This window comes from Pseudomonas sp. GYB4201, assembly GCF_056312595.1.
Window position 1 is genome coordinate 1 of the sequence record NZ_JBWGIG010000004.1, and the last position, 25,026, is coordinate 25,026.

At 64.6% G+C, this 25,026-nt stretch carries 26 protein-coding genes and 2 tRNA genes; 10 read left to right on the top strand and 18 right to left on the bottom strand.

The window, feature by feature from the left end; translation table 11 throughout:
- Nucleotides 1-191: 191 nt before the first annotated feature.
- Nucleotides 192-1,004 carry an SDR family oxidoreductase gene (locus tag AC0Z2B_RS04720; RefSeq protein WP_476295565.1) on the bottom strand — a complete coding sequence of 271 codons (813 nt, stop codon included), beginning with the start codon at nt 1,002-1,004 and terminating at the stop codon, nt 192-194.
- Nucleotides 1,005-1,266: 262 nt separating this feature from the next.
- Between AC0Z2B_RS04720 and AC0Z2B_RS04725 the strand changes: the two genes are divergently transcribed.
- On the top strand, nt 1,267-2,406 hold the full coding sequence (locus AC0Z2B_RS04725) for an OpgC family protein (protein WP_476295369.1): 1,140 nt from the start codon (nt 1,267-1,269) through the stop codon (nt 2,404-2,406).
- Here the strand turns inward: AC0Z2B_RS04725 and nadA are convergent.
- On the bottom strand, nt 2,403-3,461 hold the full coding sequence (gene nadA, locus AC0Z2B_RS04730; protein ID WP_476295370.1) for a quinolinate synthase NadA: 1,059 nt from the start codon (nt 3,459-3,461) through the stop codon (nt 2,403-2,405). The genes AC0Z2B_RS04725 and nadA overlap by 4 nt on opposite strands.
- 478 nt (nt 3,462-3,939) lie before the next feature.
- Here nadA and AC0Z2B_RS04735 point away from each other — a divergent pair, with 478 nt between their 5' ends.
- The 8 genes from AC0Z2B_RS04735 (at nt 3,940) to AC0Z2B_RS04770 (ending at nt 11,835) form a co-directional block, all read left to right on the top strand.
- The gene (locus AC0Z2B_RS04735) at nt 3,940-4,965 is read left to right on the top strand and encodes a glycosyltransferase (protein WP_476295371.1); all 1,026 of its coding nucleotides are present in this window, start codon (nt 3,940-3,942) and stop codon (nt 4,963-4,965) included.
- Nucleotides 4,965-6,089 (top strand): NAD(P)/FAD-dependent oxidoreductase, encoded by a 1,125-nt coding sequence (locus AC0Z2B_RS04740; protein ID WP_476295372.1) that lies wholly within the window; start codon nt 4,965-4,967, stop codon nt 6,087-6,089. The genes AC0Z2B_RS04735 and AC0Z2B_RS04740 overlap by 1 nt, the downstream gene beginning before the upstream one ends.
- On the top strand, nt 6,073-7,557 hold the full coding sequence (locus AC0Z2B_RS04745) for a hypothetical protein (RefSeq protein WP_476295373.1): 1,485 nt from the start codon (nt 6,073-6,075) through the stop codon (nt 7,555-7,557). Before AC0Z2B_RS04740 ends, AC0Z2B_RS04745 begins: the two co-directional genes overlap by 17 nt.
- Nucleotides 7,554-8,351, top strand: a complete 798-nt coding sequence (locus tag AC0Z2B_RS04750; RefSeq protein ID WP_476295374.1) for an NAD-dependent epimerase/dehydratase family protein — start codon at nt 7,554-7,556, stop codon at nt 8,349-8,351. The genes AC0Z2B_RS04745 and AC0Z2B_RS04750 overlap by 4 nt, the downstream gene beginning before the upstream one ends.
- Nucleotides 8,342-9,184, top strand: coding sequence for a sugar phosphate isomerase/epimerase family protein (locus tag AC0Z2B_RS04755; RefSeq protein WP_416426280.1), 843 nt, complete (start codon nt 8,342-8,344; stop codon nt 9,182-9,184). The genes AC0Z2B_RS04750 and AC0Z2B_RS04755 overlap by 10 nt, the downstream gene beginning before the upstream one ends.
- Nucleotides 9,181-9,537 (top strand): EamA family transporter, encoded by a 357-nt coding sequence (locus AC0Z2B_RS04760; RefSeq protein WP_416426281.1) that lies wholly within the window; start codon nt 9,181-9,183, stop codon nt 9,535-9,537. Before AC0Z2B_RS04755 ends, AC0Z2B_RS04760 begins: the two co-directional genes overlap by 4 nt.
- Before the next feature lie 21 nt (nt 9,538-9,558).
- On the top strand, nt 9,559-10,371 hold the full coding sequence (locus AC0Z2B_RS04765; protein ID WP_476295375.1) for a glycosyltransferase family 2 protein: 813 nt from the start codon (nt 9,559-9,561) through the stop codon (nt 10,369-10,371).
- Nucleotides 10,372-10,761: 390 nt separating this feature from the next.
- Nucleotides 10,762-11,835 (top strand): hypothetical protein, encoded by a 1,074-nt coding sequence (locus AC0Z2B_RS04770; protein WP_476295376.1) that lies wholly within the window; start codon nt 10,762-10,764, stop codon nt 11,833-11,835.
- A 6-nt stretch (nt 11,836-11,841) separates the two neighbouring features.
- Here AC0Z2B_RS04770 and AC0Z2B_RS04775 read toward each other — a convergent pair whose 3' ends face one another.
- The 3 genes from AC0Z2B_RS04775 to AC0Z2B_RS04785 are packed head-to-tail and all read right to left on the bottom strand — an operon-like array spanning nt 11,842 to nt 14,710.
- Nucleotides 11,842-12,723, bottom strand: a complete 882-nt coding sequence (locus tag AC0Z2B_RS04775) for a DMT family transporter (RefSeq protein WP_416426285.1) — start codon at nt 12,721-12,723, stop codon at nt 11,842-11,844.
- A 2-nt stretch (nt 12,724-12,725) separates the two neighbouring features.
- Nucleotides 12,726-13,475 carry a 2OG-Fe dioxygenase family protein gene (locus AC0Z2B_RS04780; RefSeq protein ID WP_473004136.1) on the bottom strand — a complete coding sequence of 250 codons (750 nt, stop codon included), beginning with the start codon at nt 13,473-13,475 and terminating at the stop codon, nt 12,726-12,728.
- Nucleotides 13,472-14,710 (bottom strand): argininosuccinate synthase-related protein, encoded by a 1,239-nt coding sequence (locus tag AC0Z2B_RS04785; RefSeq protein WP_476295377.1) that lies wholly within the window; start codon nt 14,708-14,710, stop codon nt 13,472-13,474. The genes AC0Z2B_RS04780 and AC0Z2B_RS04785 overlap by 4 nt, the downstream gene beginning before the upstream one ends.
- 145 nt (nt 14,711-14,855) lie before the next feature.
- Between AC0Z2B_RS04785 and AC0Z2B_RS04790 the strand changes: the two genes are divergently transcribed.
- Nucleotides 14,856-15,749, top strand: a complete 894-nt coding sequence (locus AC0Z2B_RS04790; protein ID WP_416426288.1) for a LysR family transcriptional regulator — start codon at nt 14,856-14,858, stop codon at nt 15,747-15,749.
- A 76-nt stretch (nt 15,750-15,825) separates the two neighbouring features.
- Here the strand turns inward: AC0Z2B_RS04790 and AC0Z2B_RS04795 are convergent.
- From AC0Z2B_RS04795 to ruvA, 13 genes are all read right to left on the bottom strand, one after another.
- Nucleotides 15,826-15,901 (bottom strand) — tRNA-Lys (locus AC0Z2B_RS04795).
- A 137-nt stretch (nt 15,902-16,038) separates the two neighbouring features.
- Nucleotides 16,039-16,114: transfer RNA gene (locus tag AC0Z2B_RS04800), tRNA-Lys, on the bottom strand.
- Between the two features lie 64 nt (nt 16,115-16,178).
- Nucleotides 16,179-16,853 carry a 7-cyano-7-deazaguanine synthase QueC gene (queC, locus tag AC0Z2B_RS04805; RefSeq protein ID WP_027978755.1) on the bottom strand — a complete coding sequence of 225 codons (675 nt, stop codon included), beginning with the start codon at nt 16,851-16,853 and terminating at the stop codon, nt 16,179-16,181.
- Nucleotides 16,854-16,999: 146 nt separating this feature from the next.
- The gene (gene queE / locus AC0Z2B_RS04810; RefSeq protein WP_416426289.1) at nt 17,000-17,647 is read right to left on the bottom strand and encodes a 7-carboxy-7-deazaguanine synthase QueE; all 648 of its coding nucleotides are present in this window, start codon (nt 17,645-17,647) and stop codon (nt 17,000-17,002) included.
- A 163-nt stretch (nt 17,648-17,810) separates the two neighbouring features.
- A complete protein-coding gene (gene ybgF, locus AC0Z2B_RS04815) occupies nt 17,811-18,635 on the bottom strand; it encodes a tol-pal system protein YbgF (RefSeq protein ID WP_416426291.1) in 825 nt (274 codons plus the stop codon).
- Nucleotides 18,636-18,641: 6 nt separating this feature from the next.
- Nucleotides 18,642-19,139, bottom strand: a complete 498-nt coding sequence (gene pal / locus AC0Z2B_RS04820) for a peptidoglycan-associated lipoprotein Pal (RefSeq protein ID WP_027978757.1) — start codon at nt 19,137-19,139, stop codon at nt 18,642-18,644.
- A gap of 52 nt (nt 19,140-19,191) precedes the next feature.
- Nucleotides 19,192-20,493, bottom strand: coding sequence for a Tol-Pal system beta propeller repeat protein TolB (tolB, locus tag AC0Z2B_RS04825; RefSeq protein ID WP_416426292.1), 1,302 nt, complete (start codon nt 20,491-20,493; stop codon nt 19,192-19,194).
- Nucleotides 20,490-21,578 carry a cell envelope integrity protein TolA gene (gene tolA / locus AC0Z2B_RS04830; RefSeq protein ID WP_416427449.1) on the bottom strand — a complete coding sequence of 363 codons (1,089 nt, stop codon included), beginning with the start codon at nt 21,576-21,578 and terminating at the stop codon, nt 20,490-20,492. The genes tolB and tolA overlap by 4 nt, the downstream gene beginning before the upstream one ends.
- Nucleotides 21,575-22,027 (bottom strand): protein TolR, encoded by a 453-nt coding sequence (tolR, locus tag AC0Z2B_RS04835; protein ID WP_008366529.1) that lies wholly within the window; start codon nt 22,025-22,027, stop codon nt 21,575-21,577. Before tolR ends, tolA begins: the two co-directional genes overlap by 4 nt.
- 14 nt (nt 22,028-22,041) lie before the next feature.
- Complete coding sequence (tolQ, locus tag AC0Z2B_RS04840; RefSeq protein WP_027978760.1) at nt 22,042-22,737, bottom strand: protein TolQ; 696 nt, start codon at nt 22,735-22,737, stop codon at nt 22,042-22,044.
- 2 nt (nt 22,738-22,739) lie between these two features.
- Nucleotides 22,740-23,195: a tol-pal system-associated acyl-CoA thioesterase gene (gene ybgC / locus AC0Z2B_RS04845; RefSeq protein ID WP_475504480.1), complete on the bottom strand. Its 456-nt coding sequence runs from the start codon at nt 23,193-23,195 to the stop codon at nt 22,740-22,742.
- A 136-nt stretch (nt 23,196-23,331) separates the two neighbouring features.
- Entirely contained in the window at nt 23,332-24,390 is a 1,059-nt protein-coding gene (gene ruvB / locus AC0Z2B_RS04850) for a Holliday junction branch migration DNA helicase RuvB (protein ID WP_416426295.1), read from the bottom strand.
- Nucleotides 24,391-24,999: a Holliday junction branch migration protein RuvA gene (gene ruvA / locus AC0Z2B_RS04855; protein WP_416426296.1), complete on the bottom strand. Its 609-nt coding sequence runs from the start codon at nt 24,997-24,999 to the stop codon at nt 24,391-24,393.
- Nucleotides 25,000-25,026: the final 27 nt, after the last annotated feature.

A 25,026-nucleotide genomic window follows, 5' to 3' on the forward strand; every position in this document is an offset into this window, starting at 1 on the left:
CGACCTGGTCTACGACCGACAATTTAAAGGCTAGCGTGTAATCGCGCTGACTCCGCCTTTTGCCTGAATCCATTGATTCCTCCTGAGGATTGGTCAGAAGGTGTAAACCTTATTCAGGACGGGACACCGGGTAGAAAAAAGCCCAGGCGTCTGGCCCGGGCTTTTCAAGGATACTCAGGATAGCGCCGTGGTTACGAGCCCTGCCGCGCCTTGGCGCGCATTTTCTCCGCCATGCTCGCCATCTCGTCGTACAGCGCCTGCGGGTTCTGCTGCTTCAACGCCCAGGCCTGGCGCCCCTGCTCATGGGGCAGGATCATGAACACGCCCTGCGCCACCTGCTGGTAGACGTAATCGGCAATGTCGGCCGCGGTGATCGGCGAGCTTTCCAGCAGCTTGCCCACCTGCACCTTCATGGCCGGGGTAGGCCCGCGGAACGAGTCGAGCAGATTGGTCTGGAAGAAGGATGGGCACACCACGTGCACCCCCACTTCCTGCTGGCGCAGTTCCACCAGCAGGCTTTCCGACAGCGCCACCACGCCCGCCTTGGCGACGTTGTAGTTGCTCATGGCCGGCCCCTGCATCAGGGCTGCCATGGAGGCGATGTTGATGATCGTGCCCTTGCTCTTCTCCAGCAGCGGCAGGAAGGCCTTGCAGCCCTTGACCACGCCCATGAGGTTGATTGCGATCTGCCAGTCCCAGTCTTCCAGCTGCAGCTCGCTGAAGAAGCCGCCCGACGCCACGCCGGCGTTGTTGACGATGACGTCGATGCCGCCCAGTTTCTCTTCGCAGGCCTGGGCCAGGGCCGTGAGCTGGCTGTAGTCGCGCACGTCGCAGCGCTGCACGAAGCCGTCGCCACCCGCCTCGCGCACCAGCTTCAGCGTTTCTGCCAGGCCCGCCTCGTTGACGTCAGCCAGCGCCAGGTGCCAGCCCTCGCGGGCCCAACGAAGTGCGATCTCGCGGCCCAGGCCCGAGCCGGCGCCAGTGATCATCATGCGATTGTGCATAGCCAATGCCCTGTGTTCCTTGAATGGTAGAGGCCAGTCTAGTGAAGGAAGCGGCCAGGCTCATGCACCATCAGGTTAGTGAATGGGTGATGCAAACATTCGTTTTGCGACGCTTTTGTGACATTCGGTAATAACCCGGTTTTGCATTCGCCGGCAAAAAACGCGACCCTCCCCGCCGCTGATCGGTCGTCATGCTTCACGCGGAACCTGCCTGCCGAATGCCTATCCTTATTCCATCACCTTTCGTTCAAGGCCACTCATCATGATCACCCGCCGCGACCACCGCATCGACTTCTATCGAGGGCTGGCGTTGATCTTCATTTTCTGGGATCACATACCGCAAAACCCGCTCGCCAACTTCACCGCGCGCAATTTCGGCTTCAGCGACGCGGCGGAGATCTTCGTGTTCCTGGCCGGCTACGCGGCGGTGCTGGCCTACGGCAAGATCGCCCTGCGCAGCGGCTACCTGATCGCCACGGTGCGCATCCTGCGTCGCGCCTGGGTGCTGTACATCGTGCACATCTTCCTGCTGGTGCTGCTGATGGGCATCATTTTCGTCGCCAACAGCCATGTCGAGACCCGCGACATGATCCAGGAGATGAACCTCAACTACTTCATCCTCAACCCCCAGCAGGCGCTGGTGGATGAACTGCTGCTGCGCTTCAAGCCCAACCTGATGGACCCGCTGCCGTTGTACATCGTGTTGCTGGCGGGGCTGCCGCTGGTGCTGCCGGTGCTGATCAAGCACACGGGGCACGCGGTAGGCGTGTCGCTGGCGGTGTATGGCCTGACCCAGTGGTTTGGCTGGAACATTCCCGCCCACGGCAACGGCCTGTGGTATTTCAACCCCTATGCCTGGCAGGCGCTGTTCGTGCTGGGTGGCGCCGCGGCCCTGCACGCCCAGGCGCCGCAGGTAGCTGATACCCGGCCGCTGCGCCAGCAGCCGCTGTTCATGGCCTGCGCCATTGCGCTGGGCGTCAGCGCGGTGGTCGCCCTGAGCTGGAAGTGGCCGGCGCTGCACGACGCCTTCATGCCCACCTGGATCGCCGAGCGCCTGTACCCCATCAGCAAGACCAACCTGGCGCCGGTGCGCCTGCTGCACTTCCTGGCGCTGGCCTATTGCGTGGGCAAACTGGTGCCGGACGGTGCGTGGGTGCAGCACTGGCTGGTGCAGAGGGTGGCGATGATGGGCCGCTATTCGCTGGAGATCTTCTGCCTGAGCGTGCTGCTGGCGCCGCTGGCCGACATGGCCAATGCGCTGGGCGATGACCGCCTGCCCATGCAGGTCGCCACCGCGTTGGCGGGCCTGGGCCTGATGCTGGCCCTGGCGCAGTGGCTGGACTGGAACAAGCGGCTGACCAGCCCGGCGCCGGTGGCGACGGGCGTACCCAGCCGGGCTTAGGCGTTGCCGGACAGTTTCATCCGCGCGGCCTGGGTGAAGTCGAGCATGCGCTTGAGCGGCCGGATGGCCTGGGGAATCAGCGCCGGGTCGACGAAGATCTCGTTGCGGCCCTCGCGCAGCGCCGTCAGCGTGCGCTCCAGGGTGTTCATGGCCATCCACGGGCAGTGCGCGCAGCTGCGGCAGGCGGCGCCGTTGCCGGCAGTGGGGGCTTCGACGAAGATCTTGTCCGGGCACAGCTGCTGCATCTTGTAGAAGATGCCGCGGTCGGTGGCGACGATGAAGGTCTTGTTCGGCAGGCTCTGGGCAGCGGCGATCAGCTGGCTGGTGGAACCCACCGCGTCGGCCAGTTCGATCACCGATTCCGGCGACTCGGGGTGCACCAGGATGGCGGCGTCCGGGTACAGGGCCTTCATGTCGGCCAACTGGCGCCACTTGAACTCTTCGTGAACGATGCACGAACCGTCCCACAGCAGCATGTCGGCGCCGGTCTTTTTCTGGATGTAGCGGCCCAGGTGCTTGTCCGGCCCCCAGATGATGGTCTCGCCGTTGTCCATCAGGCTTTCGACGATTTCCAGCGCGCAGCTGGAGGTCACCACCCAGTCGGCGCGCGCCTTCACGGCAGCCGAGGTGTTGGCGTACACCACCACGGTGCGCTCGGGGTGCTGGTCGCAGAACGCCGAGAAATCCTCCACCGGGCAACCCAGGTCCAACGAACAGGTAGCGTCCAGCGTGGGCATCAGCACGCGCTTTTCCGGGGTAAGGATTTTCGCCGTCTCGCCCATGAAACGCACGCCGGCCACCACCACGGTCTTGGCCGGATGGTTATTGCCGAAGCGGGCCATTTCCAGGGAGTCGGACACGCAACCGCCGGTTTCCTCGGCCAGGGCCTGGATCACCGGGTCACAGTAGAAATGCGCGACCAGCACGGCGTCCTGAGCCTTGAGCTCGGCGGCGATGGCGGCACGGTAGTCGGCTTCCTGCTCGGCTGTCAGCGGCTTGGGCTGCTTGGCATCGAGGTGGGCCTGGACCAGAAGGCGTTCGGAAATCTGCGTCATTATTGTCAAGACCTGCAGGCGCTTGTGCGCGAAAGTCGAGTATACCACCCGGGCTTACGCGAGCCTGGGCGTTGTTTCCCTGGTGGTACAAACCGCCGGGCCGGGGAAGGCTACAGCCAATGATGTGATTTCCAAAGATTTTTTTACCGGGTGCGGGCCCCCTGGGTTACCGCTGACGACGGATGGTGGCAGCAGCCTGGCACTTTTCATCTTGCCCCTGTAGCCAAGGGCCCGCCACTTGCGCTAGCCTCGGTTGTAACAGGATGTTTATCCGAGGGCTCCCTGCCCTGCCGAGTTACGCCCATGACAGGCGCCCGGGCACTCCCCCGCCGCTGCGCGTCGTGGGTTGCCATGGCGGTAGCTTGCCTGCTTCGCCCTTCGCCTGCTTCGCCCTTCGCCTGCGTCACCCCCACTCTGCCTTCGCCCAGCCCATTCCCCGGGCTGTTTTCGTCGTCCTGTCGAAAAGAGAACCTCCATCATGGCCCAGGCCCCAAGCTTCCTGTCGGTGGTGTTTGTCGTGCGCAACCACGCCGACGCACTCGAAACCTTGCTGCTGGACGCCACCGCCGTGGTCAGCGCCATGGTGCGCGACTACGAGCTGATCGTGGTCGACAACGCCTCCACGGACGCCAGCATCGCCATGCTCAAGACCCTGACGGCCGAGGCCGGTATCGCCAACCTGCAGGTCTACGCCCTGACCAAGGAGGTGGACCTGGACACCGCCTCGTGGGTGGGGGTAGAGAACGCCCTGGGCGACCACGTGGCGGTGATCGACCCCATGACCGATGACATTCACTACCTGCCCCACCTGTTGGACCAGGCGCGCCAGGGCGCCGACGTGGTGTTCGTCTACAACGAGCAGCGACCGCGCCAGGGCCCGCTCTACCGCCTGGCGTTCCGGGCGTTCCACTGGTGGTACCAGCGCTTCAACGGCATCAACCTGGCCCGGGAAGCGCCGCCCTATCGATTGATGTCCCGGGAAGTCATCAACTTCATCCTGCAGCACCCCAAGCCGGTGATCGGCTACCGCCACCTGCCGGCCACCGGCGGCTTCGCCCGTGCCAACCTGCGCTACAGCGAACCGCCCAGGCCCCAGCGGCGCAAGCGCCTGCGCGACAACGTCGACCGCGGCGTGGGCCTGTTGCTGTCCACCACCCGCGCGCCCATGCGCGTGGTCACCGCCTTGTCGTTGTTCGGCGCGGTGACCAACCTGATGTATTGCGTGTACGTGGTGGGCATCGGCTTTTTCAAGGCCGACGTCGCCCCGGGGTGGGTGAGCCTGTCGTTGCAGCAGTCGGGCATGTTTTTCCTGATATCCCTGGTGCTGATGGTGCTGGGCGAGTACCTGATGAACATGGCCGGGGCCGCCCAGCAGGGGCCCGTGTGCCACGTGGCGCAGGAATTCACCAGCGCGCGCATGACCCGCCGCGACCACCTGAACATCGAGGAAGCCGTGGCCGGCCCCACCGAGAGCACCGTGGTCGTCAGCGGACGGTTTTCCTGATGGCGGGCGACGACGAGGCGTTCGATGCGGTGGTCATCGGCGGCGGTTTCTACGGTTCGGCCATCGCCGTGTACCTGGCGGCCCAGCGCGGCCTCAAGCGCGTGCTGCTGGTGGAGCGCGAGGCAGCGCTGATGCAGCGCGCCTCGTACAACAACCAGGCGCGGGTGCACAACGGCTATCACTACCCGCGCAGCTACACCACTGCCTACCGCAGCCGGATCAACCTGCCGCGCTTCGTGCAGGACTGGCCTGGCGCGGTCCGGCAGGACTTCACCAAGCTGTACGCCATCGCCCGGCAGAATTCCAAGGTCACTGCGCGCCAGTTCGAACGCTTCTGCCACGACATCGGCGCAGCCATCGAGCCGGCGCCGGCGCACCTGCGCGGGCTGTTCGAGCCGCGCCTGATCGAGCAGGTGTTCAAGGTGCAGGAGTACGCCTTCGACACCCGCCACCTGGCCGATTGGGCGCTGCACGAACTGCAGCGCCAGGCCGTGCAGGTGCACTACCGCACCCGCGCCACCGCCATTGAGCGCCAGCCCGGGCCGGCTCTGCGCGTGCACTTGCACCACCACGGCGGCACCGGCAGCAGCGTGCGCTGCCGCTACGTATTCAACTGCACCTACAGCGGCACCAATCAACTGGGCGGGGACTTTCCCGGGGTGAGCACCGGGCTCAAGCAGGAAATCACTGAAATGGCGCTGATGGCCATGCCACCGGCGCTGGCCGGGTTGGGCATCACGGTGATGGACGGGCCGTTCTTCTCATTGATGCCGTTCCCCGCGCGCGGGCTGCACACCCTGTCCCACGTGCGCTTCACCCCGCATTTGCACTGGCAGGACCAGGCCGGGCTGGACCCCTACGGCAAGCTGCACGACTACCAGGCCATGAGCCGCGTGGAACGCATGGTGCGTGACGTGGGGCGCTACATCCCGGCGGTGTTCGACGCCCGGCCGGTGGACTCGCTGTACGAGGTCAAGACCGTGCTGCAACGCAACGAAGGTGACGACGGCCGGCCAATCCTGTTCGAGCGGCACGCCACGTTGCACGGCTGCTACTCGGTGCTGGGCGGCAAGATCGACAACCTCTACGACGTGCTGGAGAAGCTCGATGACGAAATACTTTGACCTGCCCAGGGTGTGCACCCTGCTGGCCCTGCTGGTGCTGGCGAGCATCTTCCTGACCCTGGCGAGCCGCTCGGTGTGGCTGGACGAGGCGATGCTGCTGAAGAACATCATCGCCATCGATAACCCGGCCGATTTCGCCGCGCCCCTGCCCTATTACGACCAGGCGGAGCCGGTGCTGGCGTCGGTGTTCTTCAAGGCGATGACGGCGGTGTTCCATTACGACATCCGTGCCCTGCGCCTGTCGGTGCTGGGGCTGTCGCTGTTGCTGGTGGCGCCGGTGGCGCTGCTGTTTCGCCAGCAGCGCTGGGGGTTGTTCGTGTTCCTGGTGGCGCTGATTGGCAACTCGTTTTCCACCGGTTTCCACTTCACCGAGCTCAAGTTCTACTTCCTGGAAATGAGCGGCAGCTTCCTCGCCATCCTGGCGATCCGCGAGGCCGAGGAGCACCAGGACATCTACTGGACGCTGCTGGTGGCCGCGCTGGTCAGCCTGCTGGGGTTCTCCACGCTGATCATCGCCGGCGGCCTGCTGGCCTACGCCTGCCTGTGGTTCGTGACCCGCGACGACGGCCGCCAGCGCGGCTACAAGATCGGCGGTTTCCTGCTGGCCAGCGCCTGCGTGGCGCTGTCGTACCTGTACATGAAGTACCTGACCATGTACCAGTTGGGCAACTACAACAGCTACGCCGCCAGCAGCCACCTGGATGCCCTGAAGGACGTGGTGCGCGCGTTGCTGGGCGCCTACGGCAAGGCGCTGATGACGGTCTCGGTGGTGGCCAGCCTGGCCCTGCTCAGGTACGGCCAGCGCGACTACCTGTACCGGGTGAACCAGTTCTTCTGCGCCCTGGTCGTGGTGGTGTTGGTGGGCAAGGTGGCGGGCTTCTATCCTGCCGTCTACCCGCGCCACGTGATCTGGCTGGTGCCCCTGAGCCTGGTGATTTCCACCTTCGCCATTGTCCGCTTCAGCGCCAGCCCCCGCCTTGGCCTGAAAGTGCTGGGCTGGGCGCTGTTCGCGGTGCTGGGGCTGCAGGCCGCCAAGGCCTGCTACAACAACCTGGAAGGCGAGAACTACCAGTACACCGACAACAACCGCCTGTACCAGTACATCTCCGGCATGCCGCCCAGCGATATCCTGGTGCACCCCAATGCCGAGCCGTCGCTGGAATACTACCGGTTGATCGACCCCGGCCTGAACCAGCAGCGCTTCATCACCAGCCTCGACGAGAGCACCCACCGCCGCGACCCCGACCAGGAGATGGTGGCCATGGCCGCCGACGTCGACCGCCTGTTCGCCGAGCGCCCCGGCGACTCGGTGTACTTCCTCACCTCGCACCTGGACCTGCAGCCCGGCGAGACCGGGGTAGGCAAGCTGATGCAGCGCGCCCTGGACCGCTACCACTGCAGCTACACCTCGGTGCTCAGCGTCACCGATGCCGAACTTCTTCACCTCAACTGCCGAGGCACTCCATGAACAGCACCCGCCACGGGCTGATCGGCCACACCGGTTTCGTCGGTTCCACCTTGCTGCGCCAGGCCCGGTTCGACGCCTGCTACCGCTCCACCACCATCGCCGATATCGAGCATGAGCAATTCGACACCCTGGTGTGCGCCGGCGCCCCGGCGCAGAAGTGGCTGGCGAACCGCGATCCCGCAGGCGACCTGCGGGCGATCGATACCTTGATCCACCACCTGTGCACCGTGCGCTGCAAGGTGTTCGTGCTGATCAGCACCGTGGATGTGTTCGCCCATCCCATTGGCGTGGATGAAGGCAGCCCGGTGGACGAGCAGGGCCTGCAGCCCTACGGCCTGCATCGGCGGCGCCTGGAGACCTTCGTGGCCGGGCACTTTCCCCGCCACCTGATCGTGCGCCTGCCCGGCCTGGTCGGGCCAGGGCTGCGCAAGAACGTGGTGTACGACCTGCGGCACGACAACAACCTGGCGGCCGTGGACAGCCGCGGGGTGTTCCAGTTCTACCCCATGGTCAACCTCTGGCACGACATCCAGGTGGCGTTGCAGGCCGGGCTGTCGCTGGTGCACCTGTGCGCGGCGCCCATCAGCGTGGCGGACCTGGCGTGGCAAGGCTTTGGCCGCGCGCTGGAGCAGCACCTGCCGCCGCCGCCCGCCCGCTACGACCTGCGCAGCCGCCACGCGCAGCTGTTCGGCGCCAACGGCCCCTACCCCTACAGCGCCCGCGATACCCTGCTGGCCGTGCGCGCCTATGCGCAATCCGAGCCGTCCCTGGTGGCGAGCGAGGCATGCCCATGAGGCTGGCCATCTCCAACATCGCCTGGGACCGCCCCCACGACAACGCCGTCAGCCTGTTGTTGCAGCGCCTGCAGGTGGATGCCATCGACGTGGCGCCCGGCAAGTACTTTGCCGACCCGGCGCGCACCAGCGAAGCCCAGATCGCCCAGGTACGCCGCTGGTGGCGCGCCCGTGGCGTGCAGATCACCGGCATGCAATCGCTGCTGTTCGGCACCCAGGGCCTGAACCTGTTCGGCGGGCGCGACAGCCAGGCAGCGATGCTGTTGCACCTGGCGGCGGTCTGCCGCATCGCCGCAGGGCTGGGCGCCAGGCGCCTGGTCTTCGGTTCGCCGAAGAACCGCGACCGCAGCGGCCTGGACGACCAGCAGAGCCTAGAGATTGCCTGCGACTTCTTCTGCCGCCTGGGGGATATCGCCCACGACCACGGGGTGATCATCTGCCTGGAACCGAACCCCGCCTGCTACGGCGCCAACTTCATGCTCACCAGCGCCGAGACCGCGCGCGTGGTGCGGCGCGTGGCCCACGGCGCCATCCGCATGCAACTGGACACCGGGGCGCTGACCCTCAACGGCGAGGACCCGGCGCAGGTGCTGCACGACTGCGCCGACCTGATCGGCCATGTGCACGCCAGCGAACCACACCTGCTGCCCCTGGGCGATGGCACTACCGACCACGCGCGGATGCGCCAGGCCTTGCGCACTCACCTGCCCGGGCACGTGGTGACCATCGAGATGCTGACCCAAGCCGGCGCGCCACCGCTGCCGGCGATCGAGCGCGCGCTGCTGGCGGCGAGCCGTCATTACCGCCACATGGGAAACGGGGTGAGCGCATGAAATGGGCGATTCTGATCCTGGGCATCCTGTCCAACGCCTCGGCCAGCGTGCTGGTGAAGATGGCGATGATGCCTCCGCGGCGCTTTCCGTCCCTGGCCGAGCCGCTGCAAGCGCTGGCCAACTGGCCGTTCTGGCTGGGCCTGGCGCTGTATGGCAGCGCCTTCCTGCTGTATGCCGCAGCCCTGGCACGCCTGCCGCTGAACGTGGCGCACCCGGTGTTGACGGCCGGCGCGGTGGCCACCGTGGCGCTGTCCTCGGTGCTGTTCCTGCGCGAGCCTTTTCATTGGACCACCGGTGCCGGGGTCTTTCTGGTGATTGCCGGCGTGGCGCTGATTACCGCGCGCGTGGCCTGAGTAGTACAGGAGATCCACCCCATGAGTTCAGCTGAACTGATCCCCGCCGACCTGGCGCCGCGGCAGGTGCCGCGCTTCGACACGCCGCTGTGGCTGGGGCGTCAGCACGCCTGGTGCGTGGTGATCCCGGTGATCAACGAAGGCCCACGGATTCGACGGCTGCTGGAGCGCATGGCCAACCTGGCCCTGGATCGCCTGGCCGACATCATCATCGTCGACGGTGGCAGCCAGGACGGTTCGCTGTCGCCAGGGCTGCTGCAGGCCACGCGGGTGCGCGGGCTGCTGGTCAAGACCGGGCCGGGCCAGCTCAGCGCCCAGTTGCGCTGCGCCTACGCCTTCGCCCTGGACCAGGGCTACGAGGGCGTGGTGACCATCGATGGCAACGACAAGGACGACCCCCAGGCCATTCCCGACTTCATCCAGGCCTTGCGCCACGGCGCGGATTTCGTCCAGGCGTCACGCTTCATCGCCGGGGGCGTGGCCGAGAACACCCCGGCCGCGCGGGACCTGGCCATCCGTTTCATCCATGCACCGCTGCTCAGCTGGGCCTCGGGCTTCGCCTGGACCGACACCACCCAGGGCTTCCGGGCCTACAGCCGGCAGCTGTTGAGCGACCCCAGGGTGGCGATCTTTCGCGATGTGTTCATGACCTACGAACTGCTGGCGTACCTGTCCTACAAGGCGCCGCGCCTGGGCTACAGCTGCATCGAACTGCCCACGGTGCGCCGTTACCCCAAGGGCGAGGTGCCGACCAAGATCAGCCGCGTGCGCGGCAACCTGGCCGTGCTGGCGGTGCTGGTACGCGCCTGCCTGGGGCGCTACGACCCCACGTAACGCCGCCCCCCGTACAGGTCGCGTAGCCCGAATCGACGCCAGTGGTGCCCCCGGACGCGGCCTCGCGGCCGCTGCTACAGGTCGCGTGGCCCGCGGCACGTCACGCCGAAAATCGACGCCAACGGCGCCCCCGGACGCGGCCTCGCGGCCGCTGCTACAGGTCGCGTATCCCGTAGCAGCTGCCGCAGGCGGCGTCCGAGGCGTCACGCCGAAATCGCGGCCAGCGGCGCCCCCGGACGCGGCCTCGCGGCCGCTGCTACAGGTCGCGTGGCCCGTAGCAGCTGCCGCAGGCGGCGTCCGAGGCGTCACGCCGAAAATCGAGGCCAGCGGCGCGCCCGGACGCGGCCTGGTGGCCGCTGCTACAGGCGGCCTGGCATGAGGAACTGCATCATGAACGCCTTCCTTCCGGCCCGCGCCTTCGCAGCGCCCGGGCTGCTGGCTTTGCTCTACCTGTGCCTGTGTTTCGCCCCGCTGGGCAGCGGCCTGCCGTTCTCGGTGGTTTCCCTGCGCCTGTGGGCGCTGGCGATCGCCGTGCTGCTGGCCGCCGCGCTGGGCCAACTGCTGGCGCCCTGGCGCGGCGCGCGCTGGTTGCTGGCCGTAGGCCTGGCAGGCCACTGCCTGGGCAGCCCAGTGCTGTTCCCCGAACTGACTTTCCACCTGCTGGCGCTGAGCAGCGGCCTGCTGTTGATGCTGGCGGTTGCCGCCAGCCAGGCGGGCCGGCGGATCGAGGGCGGCCTGTGGCTGCTGAGCGCGTTGTTGTCCTGGCGCTACATGCAGCCACACAACCTGGCCGACACCGACGCCCTGGCTGCCGCCATGGGCGCCTATGGCCTGCCCCTGCTGGTGATTTCGCTGGCCGCCCACCTGGGAGTGCTGGCAGGTTTCGGCCAGGGCCTGGCGCGCAGCCTGAACCGGGCGTTCGTGCTGGCCCTGTGCGTGCTGCTGTTCACCCACGCCACGGGCCTGCTGCCGTTGGGCACCCCCCGGCAATGGCTATGGCTGGTTGCAATGAGCCTGGTGATCGACGCCCTGGTAATCGCCCAGCTGCTGGGGCAACCGGGGCGGCTGCCCAAGCTGCTGGCCTGGACCCTGGCCGGGGTGCTGATGCTGCAAGGCTGGCCGTTCGCCGAACATAGTGCCTACCGGCTGTCCCGCGCGCCCGGCGTGTATGAATGGCTGGCGAGCCTGCCGCCGAGCAATATCCTGGTGCAAGGCTGGGCCGCCGCGGCGGTGTCGCGCTACCGCGAGCTGGACCCGGCGCTGGCAAGGCATCGGTTTTTCACCGACGCCGCCGACCCGGGCCCCGCCACCACCGCCTACCTGCTGGGCCCGCCCCTGGACCTGGCGCACAACCCCAGCGGCCTGGACGCGCCCTTGCAGCAACAGGTCGACCGCCACCGCTGCCGCTACACCTGGCAGGCGGCAATCACCGATGCCAGCGTGCTGCACCTGTCGTGTGGATGAGCCGGCTCAGGCCACTGCCGGCGCCTTGACGACCTTCTCCGGGCGCCCGCCTACCAGCGCTGCGATCAGGATCAGGCCACCACCACACCAGGCCAGCGGGGTCAGTTGCTCGTTGAGCCATAGCACCGCGAAGCAGGCCCCGAACAGCGGCTCGGAGCCCATCAGCAGGGACGCACGGGTGGGGCTGGCGTGTTGCAGCGCATAGTTCTGGGCGAAGAAGGCGAACAGCGTGCAGAACAACACCAGGTACACCGTGGCCGTCCAGAACGACCATTCAGTGGGCAGCGCCGGTACGCCGCCGGTGGTCACCAACAGGATCAGCAGGCTGCCAAACCCCACCACCCCGACCTGCACCGCGGTCAGCGCCAGCGCTGGCACCTTGACGTTCTGCAGCAGGTACTTGGTGGAGCAGACCATGAACGCGCGCAGGACCGCCGCGACAATCATCAGCCAGTCGCCGGTGTTCATTTCCACCTGGGACGCGCCCGTCAGCATCATCGCCCCCACCACCGACAGGCACGCAATGCCAATGGCCTCGGCGCTGGGCCTGCGGCGGAACACCGCCCACTCCACCAGCGGCGTCAGCACCACGCACATGCTGATCAGGAAGGCCGCGTTACTGGCGGTGGTCAGGTGCACGCCATAGGTCTCGCTGAGGAAGATCCCCAGCAGGATGGTGCCCAGCGCCAGCCCTGGCAGCAGCGCGGTTTTCAGGTGGCCGCGCAGCGCCGGCAACAGCAGCACGAAGGTCATGATGAAGCGCACGCACAGGAAGCCCATCACCGGGTAGAACACCAGGGCGCCCTTGGCCACCCCGTAGCTGGTGCCCCAGATGCAGGCCACCAGCAGCAGCATGATTTCGGCGATGCGCATTTTCGATAGAGACATGTTCAGCTCCCCTTGCGGGTAAAGGCAATGACCAGCGCGTCGCGATGGCCCTGGCGCCCGATTTCCAGGCTATTGATGGGGGACACTTCGTGCATGATCTGGTGGTCGTCACCCAGGATCATGTCCAGGCCATTGGCCAGCGTTACTTCGCACAGCGTCTTGTTCAGCGGCGTGGACACCCGTGTCGTGCCGCCCGTGATACCCACCCGACGAATCAGCAGCATGACGATGTAGTCCACGCCGTCACGGTGGCGGCCCTCGGGCGTCGGCTTGCCCTGCTCCTCGTCATTGCTGACGATGCGATACGGGTGCAGGCGGATGTTCCAGTCGCAGGTGGTGCCTTCGGCAGCGTCGAAGATCCGTGCCATGCCGCTGAGCAAGGCGTTGAAGAACGGATGCTCGACCATGCCTTGTTCCAGCGGCAGGAAATGCCGCGCCACGCCGCCGTTGAGGGTATTGATGTACCTGGCCTGCTCGTAGGGTGCGTGGGGCAGCTTGTGCAGGCTGCCACCGTCCCTGAAGTCAAACTCGCTGTAGCGGCGGTAGCGGTAGGTGCCGCGGTCGGCCATGTACTCGTCCAGCACCAGGCCGTCCCAATAGCCGGCGAATTCGGCCCAGCTCTCGGCGTCAAGGTTGAAGTGCCGGGCCAGGCCGTCGCCGTCCCGGTACGCCCAGCCCTGCTTCTTGATGTCGTCGCTGATCGACTGCACGGCAGGCGCATCCAGCTCGATGTCGGCACAGACGAGGCTCATGGGTGCACTCCTTCTGCCACGCTGGCGCCCCGCAGAGGGCGGCGGCCATGCTGCTCGGCGAGGCTGCGGCTGCCGCGCTCCCTGGCAATGTCCTTTTCCCATTGGTCGCGGTCGGTCAGGTACAGCGCCGCAGGGGCCTTGATGGCGGCCAATTGCGCACTGCCCTCGCTGAGCTGCAGGGTGACCTTGCCGGTCACCGCGGTAGCCGTTTGCGCGATGAACGCGCTGGCCGCGCCATGCAAGGCGCCATACCAGCGACCTTCGATGGCCTCGCGCACCCACACCTGTTCGAGGCTGATCTTCTCGCGGATCAGCTCGGCGTCCAGCACCGCGGTTTCAAGGGTGCGATACGCCTGCAGCAGGATGGCCGCGGCAGGTGCCTCGCGCACTTCCAGCACCTTCTCGCCGCCTTCCAGGTGCTCAAGCCCGCTGTAGCGGCCAATCTGGAAACAGCCGGCCAGGTGGTTGACCTGATGGATCAGCTCGATCAGCGGCAGGATCTGCCCGTTCAAGGCAAACGGCCGGCCGCCGCGGAATTCGATTTCCAGCTGGTCGACCTCGCGGGGCTGGCGAGGACGAGTCCAGCGGTAGATGTCGGGCGAAACCTTGAAGTCTTCCGGGTTGTCCAGGCTGCCCGACTCGTACTCGCGCACCCACAGGTTGGCGTCGCCGCTCATGCCCCGGGCCTGAAAGCCGCTCAAGCCGGCCTCGCTCAGTTGCGCCACCTTTTCCTGGCGGCTCAGCGCCGAATATTCGTACGGGCTGCCGGTAAACCCGGTGTAGCCCAACTGCTTGATGGCACCGTTGAGGCGGCGCAGGCTGTTCTGCGACTGGTTGGCAGTGTGCAGCAGTGCGCCACAACCCAGCTTGTGCGCGGTCTCCACCGCGAAGCGGGCAATGATCGGACGTGACAGCGACGAGCTGACCGGGTACATGCCCAGGTACTGCGCCTGGGCCTGGATGGCCGGCAACACCGCCTGTTCGACGAACGCAGAGCGCCCATCGACCACCATCAGCGTGGCCCCGAAGAAATTTGTGATGCGTTCCAGTTCCGCGTAATCTGCCCCTTCATCCAGATCCACTGCCAGTGCAGTGACCTTGCAGTCCAGTTTCGACAGGTGGTACAGCAGGTAGCTGCTGTCCAGGCCACCGCTGAACAGGGTCAGCACATGGGGCGTGCGCTCGGCGACAAACGCCAGGTCGTCCAGGCTTCGAACATCCATTTCTCGGGTCATGCAGCGGGCTCTCCTTGGGCCAATCAGTGGGAATGCAGCGAGTGCCCGCGGATTATCGATGGCCCGGTGGCTGGCTATTAGCCCACCTTTGGGGACAACAGTTTTGCGCCACGAGAACGAATCAACCAATCGGCTGATGCCGTATATGTCGGTGTTTGTGAAGGTGGTTGAGCTGGGCAGTTTCTCTGCGGCGGCCGAACAGATAGGCCTGACGGCCTCGGCGGTAAGCCGGCAGATCGCGACCCTGGAAAGCGCACTCAGCGTCAAGCTGTTGGAACGCACGACCCGCAAGCTGCGCCTCACCGAGGTCGGCACCCAGGTGTTCGCCCGCTGCCAGGAGATGGTGGATTCGGCGCGCGCCGTGCAGGAAATAGCCGAACGCTTTGTCAGCAGCCCCCAAGGGCTGATCAAGGTCAGCGCGCCCAAGGCGCTGGGCAAGATCATCATCAGCCCGTTGATTCCGCAATTCCTGCGCTTGTACCCACAGGTGGACGTGCAGTTGATGCTCAGCGACCAGCCCAGCGCCCTGATCAGCGACGACTTCGACCTGCTGATCCGCATCACCGACACCCCGCCCCTGGGCCTGGCAGCCCGGCCGCTGCTGGACGTGCACCACGTGCTGTGCGCCACCGAGCACTACCTGGCCCAGGCCGGCACGCCACAGCACCCCGACGACCTGGCGCGCCACAGTTGCATCTACCTGGGCGAGACCCCGAGCGACAACCGCTGGCAGCTGCGCCATGGGCCCAGCGGCGAAAAGGTCACGGTGAACGTCAAGGGCCGCTTCGTCAGCAACCACAGCGAGGTACGCCTCAACGCGGTGCTGGCCAACCTGGGCGTGGGTTGCCTGCCGTACTTCACCGCTGCCCAGGCGCTGGCGAACCAGCAGATCGTGGAGGTGCTGAGCGACTGGCGCTACGAGACCACCTACCACGGCAGGGCCTGGATCCTGTACCCGCCCAACCGCTACCTGCCACCCAAGTGCCGGGCGCTGATCGACTACCTGGCCGAGCACATCAGCCAGCCCTCGATGCCCTAGCCTGGCAGGGCAAAAAACCAGGACGAAAAAAAGCCGGAGAGCACTGAGTGCTTTCCGGCTTTTTTCTTCTTGCATATGGTGGGTCGTGTGGGACTCGAACCTACGACCAATTGGTTAAAAGCCAACTGCTCTACCAACTGAGCTAACGACCCGCTGTGTTGGGGTGCGCATATTACTGGTTTATGGCGCGAATTCAAGGTTTTTTTTCACTGATTGCCCCGCGACAAAATCGAGGACGAAAAAAAGCCGGAGAGCACTGGGTGCTTTCCGGCTTTTTTCTTCTTGCATATGGTGGGTCGTGTGGGACTCGAACCTACGACCAATTGGTTAAAAGCCAACTGCTCTACCAACTGAGCTAACGACCCGCTGTGTTGTGGTGCGTATAATACTGATTTATAACGAGAATTCAATACCTAATTTGAAAAAAGATCAAAAATATCTGGTTGGGTCGCTGACACCGGCCGCGGCGAAGCCTTCGGCGCGCAGGCGGCAGCTGTCACATTTCCCACAGGCACGGCCCTGGTCGTCCGCCTGGTAGCAGGAAACGGTCAGGCTGTAGTCCACGCCACGAGCGATGCCGGCCTTGACGATATCGGCCTTGCTGAGGTTCTGCAGCGGCGCCTGGATGGTGAAGCCCTGCCCTTCCACGCCAGCCTTGGTGGCCAGGTTGGCCATGCGCTCGAACGCCTCGACGAACTCGGGACGGCAGTCCGGGTAGCCGGAGTAGTCCACGGCGTTGACGCCGATGAAGATGTCACGGGCACCCAGCACTTCCGCCCAGCCCAGGGCCAGGGACAGGAACACGGTGTTGCGCGCCGGCACGTAGGTGACAGGAATGCCTTCCGTGGGCGCCTCGGGCACGTCGATGCTGCTGTCGGTCAGGGCGGAGCCACCAATGCCATTGAGGTTCAGGCCGATGACCTTGTGCTCCACTGCACCCAGGTCCTTGGCGACGCGGGCGGCGGCGTCCAGCTCGGCGCGGTGGCGCTGGCCGTAGTCGAAGCTCATGGTGTAGACGCTGTAGCCCTCGGCCTTGGCCATGGCGACGACAGTGGCCGAGTCCAGGCCGCCGGAGAGCAGGATTACCGCTTTTTTGTCAGTCATGTCTGGTGTCCTTGAAGTGAAGTCGTGTGGCCAATTCGCTGTAGCCGCTGCCGAAGGGGGCGGTGGAGATTCTCAGTGAGGCTCAGGGCCAGCGCAGCCTGGCGGCAGCGGCTACGAGTCGATATCGCATCCACGTTCAACAGTAATCAGCGGCCGGGTTCGTCGTTCCACAGCAGTTTATGCAGTTGCACCTGGAAGCGTACCGGCAGGTTGTCGGCGACGATCCAGTCGGCGAGGTCGGTAGCGTTCAGTTGGCCCTTGCTCGGCGAGAACAGCACATCGCTGACACGACGGTCGAGGCCGTACTGGATCAGCTTGGAGACCGCCCAATCGTAGTCGTCCCGCGAGCAGATCACGAACTTGACCTGGTCATTGGGGGTCAGCAGTTCGATGTTCTCGTAGCGGTTGCGGTGCGACTCTTCCGATGCCGGGGTCTTGAGGTCCAGCACGCGGCTGGCGCGGGTGTCGACCTTGGAGATGTCCAGGGCGCCGCTGGTTTCCACCGACACTTCATAGCCGGCGTCGCACAGCTGCGCGATCAACGGAATGGCGTTGGGCTGGGCCAGCGGTTCGCCGCCGGTGACACAGACGTAGCGCGGCTTGAAGCCGGCCACCTGCTCCATCAGCGAATCGAGGGTGCGAATGGTGCCGCCGGTGAAGGCGTAGGCGCTGTCACAGTACTGGCAGCGCAGGGGGCAGCCGGTCAGGCGCACGAAAACCGTGGGCAGGCCCGCCGTACGAGTCTCCCCCTGCAGCGAGTAGAAGACTTCGGTAATGCGTAGTGTGTCTTGCATAGGGTCCACGGGCGTGACAGCTAAACAGGCTGACCGCCTCCGTTGGGCACTTCGATGAACCCGCAAACGCGTAGTTCAGGGAAGCGTGTTCGAATAAAAGGGCAACAATTCTAACGAAAAAACCCGCGGCAAGCGCGGGTTTCTTCAAGTTGGCAGTGCCAGGTTACATTTTCTGCAAGTCGCGCTGGGCCAATTGCGCAGCGGAAGTGCCAGGGTACTGGCTGACAACCTGCTGAAGGATGCCCTTGACCCGGTCAGTATGACCCAGGCGGCGCTCGACATCGGCCAGCTTGTACAGCGAATCAGGCACCTTGGCGTGTTTCGGGTACAGCTGGCTGACCTTGGCGAAGGCCTGGCCGGCGCCTTGCAGGTCGCCCTTGGCCAGGTTCACCTCACCCAGCCAGTACTGGGCGTTGCCCGCGTACTGACTGTTGGGGTATTTGCGCAGAAAGGCGGCGAACGCCAGGCTGGCCTTGTCGAAGTCCTTGGCCTTGATCAGGTCGAAGGCGGCATCGTAGTACAACTTTTCTTTTGCCGGGTCACCCGGCTCGGTGCTTGCGGCAGGCGCCTGGGCGGCTGACGGAGGTACCGGCGAACCAGCGGCGTTGATATCGCCACCGGCTGGAGAATTCTCGGAAGGTGCGGCGGCTGCAGGTGCAGTGCCGGTTCCAATGCGACGATCGAGATCCTGATAACGCTCCAGGCTCTGCTGTTTCAGCTGCTGGATATCGTTTTGCTGGACTTCGACCTGTCCGCGCAGACGCGCGATGTCTTCCTGCATTTGTTGCAGCTGCATGAACAGCTGGCCCTGCGCGGAAACCGGGGCTTGCGCCCCGGCATCAGCGTAGGCGCCGCTCGTGCCATAACCCGATGGCGGAGTACTGCTGGTACCGTTGGTACCATCACCATCAACCACAGGAACCTCTGCCCAGGCCACGAGTGGCAGGGCAAGAGCCAGAATAGTTACAGCACGGCGGCACGTTCGCATATCGAATTACTTACGCAGTTCGACGCGACGGTTCTGAGCCCACGACTGCTCGTCGTTGCCAGTTGCAACTGGACGCTCTTCGCCGTACGAAACGATTTCCAGCTGAGCTGGCGAAACGCCTTGCAGGACCAGGTAGCGTTGAACGGCTTTCGCACGACGCTCGCCCAGAGCCATGTTGTACTCGCGGGTACCGCGTTCGTCGGTGTTGCCTTCCAGTACGACGTGAGCGCCATTGGCTTTCAGGTCTTTAGCGTGGACGTCCAGAGCGCGCATGGCTTCTGGTTTCAGGTCCGAGCTGTCGTATTCGAAGTAGAAGGTGGTGATTGCGCGCAGAGCAGCTTCTTCGCTCAGGGAGCCATCAACGGCACCGGTGTTTGCGCCGTAACCAGCGTTAGGGTCAACAGCTGCTTGACCAGCGTTGTCGCCGCCTTTCGAAGAGCAACCTACAGCTACGGCCATGGCCAGAGCCAGCGCAGCAAACTTACCAAACTTCAGCATTTCCATCGTGAAACTCCTAATGAACCCCAATGTGTTAAGTAAAACGTGTAGCGCCGCGTCAGTTCAGGTAAGGGGACCAGGACGGTTCTCTGACTTCGCCTTGAGCGGTAGGAAGCGGGAGCCTCACGCGGCCGTTTAGCGACACGAGCATCAAGACTCCCCGGCCCTGCTGGCGGGTGGCGTAGATTACCATGGTGCCGTTGGGCGCAACAGTAGGCGACTCATCAAGACTTGAATCTGTGAGGATCTTTACAGTTCCGCGTTCCAGGTCTTGCGAGGCCACCTTGAAGTTGGTGAAACCATCCTGACGGTGGATCATGACCAACGTCTTTTCATCAGCCGACAGTTTCGGGTTGGCGTTGTAGTTGCCGATGAAGGTCACGCGAGTTGCACCACCACCGCCCAGCGACTGTTTGTAGATCTGTGGCTTGCCACCGCGGTCGGAGGTGAAGTAGATGGTCGAGCCATCCTTGCCCCAGAACGGTTCGGTGTCGATGGCCGGATCATTGGTCAGGCGAGTGAGGTTACGCGAGGCCAGGTCCATCACGTAGATCTCCGGGTTGCCGTCCTTGGACAGCACGAACGCCAGCTTGCTGCCGTCAGGCGAGAACGCCGGGGCACCGTTGAGGCCTTCGAAGTTGGTGATCTGCTGGCGGGCACCGGTGTCGACGTTCTGCACGAAGATGCGCGGACGCTTCTGTTCGAACGACACGTAGGCAATGCGCTTGGCATCCGGGGCGTAGCGTGGAGACAGGATCGGCTCGCGCGATTGCAGCAGGGTCACGGCGCGGGCGCCGTCATAGTCCGAGCGCTGCAGGGTGTAGCGGGTGCTGTTGGTGCTGAAGCGTTCGGCAGTTACATAAAGGAGGCGAGTGGAGAACGCGCCCTTCACGCCGGTCAGCTTCTCGAACGACTGGTCGGAGATGTAGTGGGCCATGTCGCGCAGTTGGTCCACGCTACCCGACACGCTGCCGGTCAGCACGGGCTGCTGGCTGCTGACGTTGAGCAGTGCATACGACACCTGCAGGCGGCCGCCGGCGGGCACGATGCTGCCGACCATCACGTACTGGGCGCCCAGGGCCTGCCAGTCGCGCCATACCACTTCGCTTGGCTGCGACGGGGTGCTGATCATGTTCTGCTTGTCGATCGGCGAGTAGTAACCCGAGTTGCGCAGGTCGTTGGCGATGATCTGGCCCATGTCCTCGGGCAGCACGGAGCCGCCCTGGAAGCCGAACGGCACGACGGCGATCGGGGTGGCCCGGTCGCTGCCGCTGGTGACCAGAATGTTCTTTTCATCTGCCTGGGCAACGGCTGCGACGCAGCACAGTGCAACCAGCAGTCCTCGAAGAAGGTTAATCACAAGGCAAGGTCCTCAGGGGTGAATGTCATCTTGAAATTGCGGTAAGGGTTGAAATCACTGGGTTTCAGGCCCTGCATTTCGGTCAAACGACCAATGTTCTTGACCGCTGCCACTGCCGACGCATCGAACGGACCGTCACCGCTGGACTTGGCCACGGTCACGTTGGTCACGGTGCCGTCAGGCAACATGTTGATCTGCAGCACGACCGTCATGTTCTTGCGCGCGGACGGCGGACGGGTCCAGCCTTCGGCGGCACGGGAACGGATCAGGTCATCGAAGTTGCCGGCGGTCTGGTCGCCCTGCTCGTCCGCCAACGCCTGCTGACGCTGCGGCGTATCGGACAACAGGTCGGCCAAGGCCTGCGCCTTCTTGTCTTCAGCGGCCTTGCGGGCTGCTGCCTGGGCCTTCTTCTTGGCGTCGTCGGCCGCGGCCTTCTTCGCATCCTCGGCGGCTTTCTTCTTCGCCTCTTGCGCAGTCTCGGCGGCTTTCTTGGCGTCGTCAGCGGCTTTCTTCTTGGCGTCCTCGGCGGCTTTCTTCGCAGCCTCGGCAGCCTTCTTCGCGTCTTCCTCGGCCTTTTCCTTCGCCGCTTCCTCGGCTTTCTTCTTGGCTATGTCGGCCTGCTCGGCTTTCTTGGCTTCAGCAGCTTTCTTGGCGTCGTCGGCTTTCTTGGCAGCGTCCGCCGCGGCCGCCTTGGCCTCGTCGGCAGCAGCCTTCTTGGCGTCATCGGCCTTCTTGGCTTCCTGGGCCTTTTGAGCGGCTTCTTCCTGCTTTTGTTCCGCGGCCTTCTCAGCTTGCTCCTGCTTCTCCTGCTCGACCTTCTTCTGCTCCATCTGCTCGACTTCGGTCTGCTTGGCAGCCGACTTCTTGGCCTCCCCGGCAATCTTCTGATTGGTCTGGGTGGTGGCCTGGCTCTTGGACTTCAGCTGATACAGCGTAGCCTGAACGATGGGCCTGGCAGGGGGCAGATCCGGGGTCATGGCGAAGCTGACGAACAGCATGCCAAAAATCAGGATATGCAGGGCAATGGCCCAGACACTGGGCCAGAAATAGCTTTCCGAGGCGGAGGGCTCTCGTTGTCGCATCAGGGCGCCTCGGTAATCAGGCCAACGTTACCGACACCCGCCTTCTGCAACCCACCCATGGCGCCCATCACGGCGCCGTAGTCCACGGACTTGTCGCCGCGAATGAACACCTGGGTGCGCTTGCCGCCTTCGTTGCCGGCGCGAATGATCTTGGTGACGGCGTCGGTCATGGCAGGCAGGGTCATCGCCTTGTCCTGCACCTTGTCGGCGTCGACTTCGCTGCCAAGGTTCCAGTAGTAGGTCTTGTCGGCCTTGATCGAAATGGTCAGGACCTGGGTGTTGTTGTCCTGCGGCAAGGCTTCGCTGGAAACCTTGGGCAGGTCAACCTTCACGCCCTGGTTGAGCATCGGTGCGGTGACCATGAAGATAACCAGCAGTACCAACATCACGTCGATGTAGGGCACCACGTTCATCTCGGCGACCGGCTTGCGTTTCTGGCGAACTCGGGCCATGGGTAATTACCTGCTCACTCTTCGCTGGTGTGCACTTTACGGTGCAGGATGGCCTGGAACTCGTCAGCGAACGTGTAGTAACGGCTGATCAAGGTTTCGCTGCGGGCGGCGAAGCGGTTGTAGGCGATAACCGCCGGAATGGCCGCGAACAGGCCGATGGCGGTGGCCACCAGGGCTTCGGAAATACCCGGGGCAACGGTGGCCAGGGTGGCCTGCTGGGCGCCGGCCAGGCCGCGGAAGGAGTTCATGATGCCCCACACGGTGCCGAACAGGCCGATGTAGGGGCTTACCGAACCCACGGTGGCCAGGAACGGCAGGGTCTGCTCGAGCTTTTCTTCCTCGCGGGAGATGGCCACGCGCATGGCACGGCCGACGCCGTCCATCACTGCGTCAGGGTCTACGCCGGGCTGCTGGCGCAGGCGCGAGAATTCCTTGAAGCCGGCGCGGAAGACCTGCTCCACACCCGAATCCGGGTCCGGGTTGCTGCCCGCCTGGCGGTACAGCTTGGACAGGTCGATGCCCGACCAGAAACGCTCCTCGAAGGTGTCCAGGGCCCGGCGGCCGGCACGAATCAGTGCGCTGCGCTGGAAAATCATGACCCATGAAGTGACCGATGCGGCTACCAGAATCAGCATCACCAGCTGTACAACCACGCTGGCATTGCTGACCAGGCTCCACATGGAGGTATGGTCGACGACGTTAGCTTCCACGCTTAATCTCCTGCTTTTGAGTGTGTACCCGGGCCGTCTGCTGCGGCGAAGGCCGCGCGCAGAGCTTCGGGAATGGCCCGGGGTTTGAAAGTATCGGCGCGCACGCAGGCCACCAAAAACTGCCCTTCGCAGAGCAGCGTCATATCCGCTGCGCGCCAGACCTGCTGCTTGAAGCGCAGGCTGGCACGGTTCAATTCAATTACTTGCGCAGTGACGAGCAACTCGTCGTCCAGACGGGCCGGCACCAGGTAGCGCGCCTCGCTGGAATGCACCACGAACAACAGGTTCTCGCGTGCCAGAACCGACTGCACGTACCCCAGCTCACGCAGCCTTTCGGTGCGTGCCCGCTCCATGAACTTGAGATAGTTGACGTAATAAACGACGCCGCCCGCATCGGTGTCCTCGTAATAGACGCGACAGCGATGTGCGAACGACTCAACCCCATTTTGCGCGCGCATACTCTAGTGCTTACTCCTCAGGTTGCCAATCCGGCCAGGCAACTGTTTTTTCATCGTTTTTGCGCCGTTCAGGTAGGGCAAAACACTGCTCGCACCCTAGGACCGCAAAAACTCCAATTAAATCGCCACCATGGCGTTATTCGTCAGCCGGATCGACGAACTGCTCGCTGGCCGGCATTTCACCCAGGCGGTTGGGAATGTTCAGGCCGAAATGCAGGTACGCATGACGGGTGACCACCCGGCCGCGCGGGGTACGCATGATGTAGCCCTGCTGGATCAGGTACGGCTCCAGCACGTCCTCGATGGTGTGGCGCTCCTCGCTGATGGCCGCGGCCAGGCTGTCGACGCCCACCGGGCCACCGTCGAACTTCTCGATCATGGTCAGCAATAGACGCCGGTCCTGGTGGTCGAAGCCACGTTCGTCGACGTCCAGCAGGTTCAGCGCCAGGTCGGCGATGGGCTTGGTGATATGGCCCTTGCCCCGCACCTCGGCGAAGTCGCGCACGCGACGCAACAGGCGGTTGGCGATACGCGGGGTGCCGCGGGCACGACGGGCGATTTCGAAGGCGCCCTCGTCTTCCACCGGCAGGCCGAGGATATTGCCCGAGCGGCTGACGATGGTGGCCAGGTCCGCGGTGCTGTAGAACTCCAGGCGCTGGACGATGCCGAAGCGGTCGCGCAGCGGGTTGGTGAGCATGCCGGCGCGGGTGGTGGCACCCACCAGGGTGAACGGCGGCAGGTCGAGCTTGATGGAGCGCGCCGCCGGCCCTTCGCCGATCATGATGTCCAGCTGGAAGTCCTCCATGGCCGGGTACAGCACTTCCTCGACGATGGGCGACAGGCGATGGATTTCATCGATGAACAGCACATCATGCGGTTCGAGGTTGGTGAGCAGCGCGGCCAGGTCACCGGGGCGCTCGAGCACCGGGCCCGAGGTGCTCTTGATCGACACGCCCATTTCCTGGGCGATGATGTTCGCCAGGGTGGTCTTGCCCAGGCCCGGCGGGCCGAAGATCAGGGTGTGGTCCAGGGACTCGTTGCGCCCGCGGGCGGCCTGGATGAACAGTTCCATCTGCTCGCGCACGGTGGGCTGGCCGATGTAGTCGGCCAGGCTGAGCGGGCGAATGGCCCGGTCCTGCTGTTCTTCCCGGTCGCGGCCACTGGTGGCGGCAATCAGGCGGTCGGCTTCGATCACTTAAATCATTCCCTTCAGAGCGTGGCGGATCAGCTCTTCGCTGCTCAGGCCTTTGGTCTTGATGGCGGCAACGGCCTTGCTGGCCTCCTGGGGCTTGTAGCCCAGGGAGATCAGCGCGCTCACGGCATCGCTCTCGGCGCTTGGCACCGGGGCCGCAGTGTTGGGCCCGGTAGGCATCAGTTCGAACATCGCCGGCGCGGTTTCCCAGGCCTTGAAGCGGTCCTTGAGCTCGACCAGCAGGCGTTCGGCGGTTTTCTTGCCCACGCCCGGCACCTTGGTCAGCGCCGACGCATCCTGGGCCTGCACGCAACGCACCAGCTCATCCACGTCCAGGCTCGACATCAGCGCCAGGGCCAGCTTGGGGCCCACGCCGTTGAGGCGAATCAGCTCGCGAAACAGCTCGCGCTCGCGCTTCTCGAAGAAGCCGTAGAGTAACTGAGCATCCTCGCGCACCACCAGATGGGTATGCAAAGTCACCGCCTGCCCGACCGGCGGCAGGCGATACAGCGTGGTCATCGGCACCTCCAGCTCGTAGCCCAGGCCGTTGACGTCGAGAATCAGGTGCGGCGGCTGCTTTTCCGCCAGGGTGCCGCGCAAGCGTCCAATCACGTTTCAATCCTATGTTCGATACCAGGC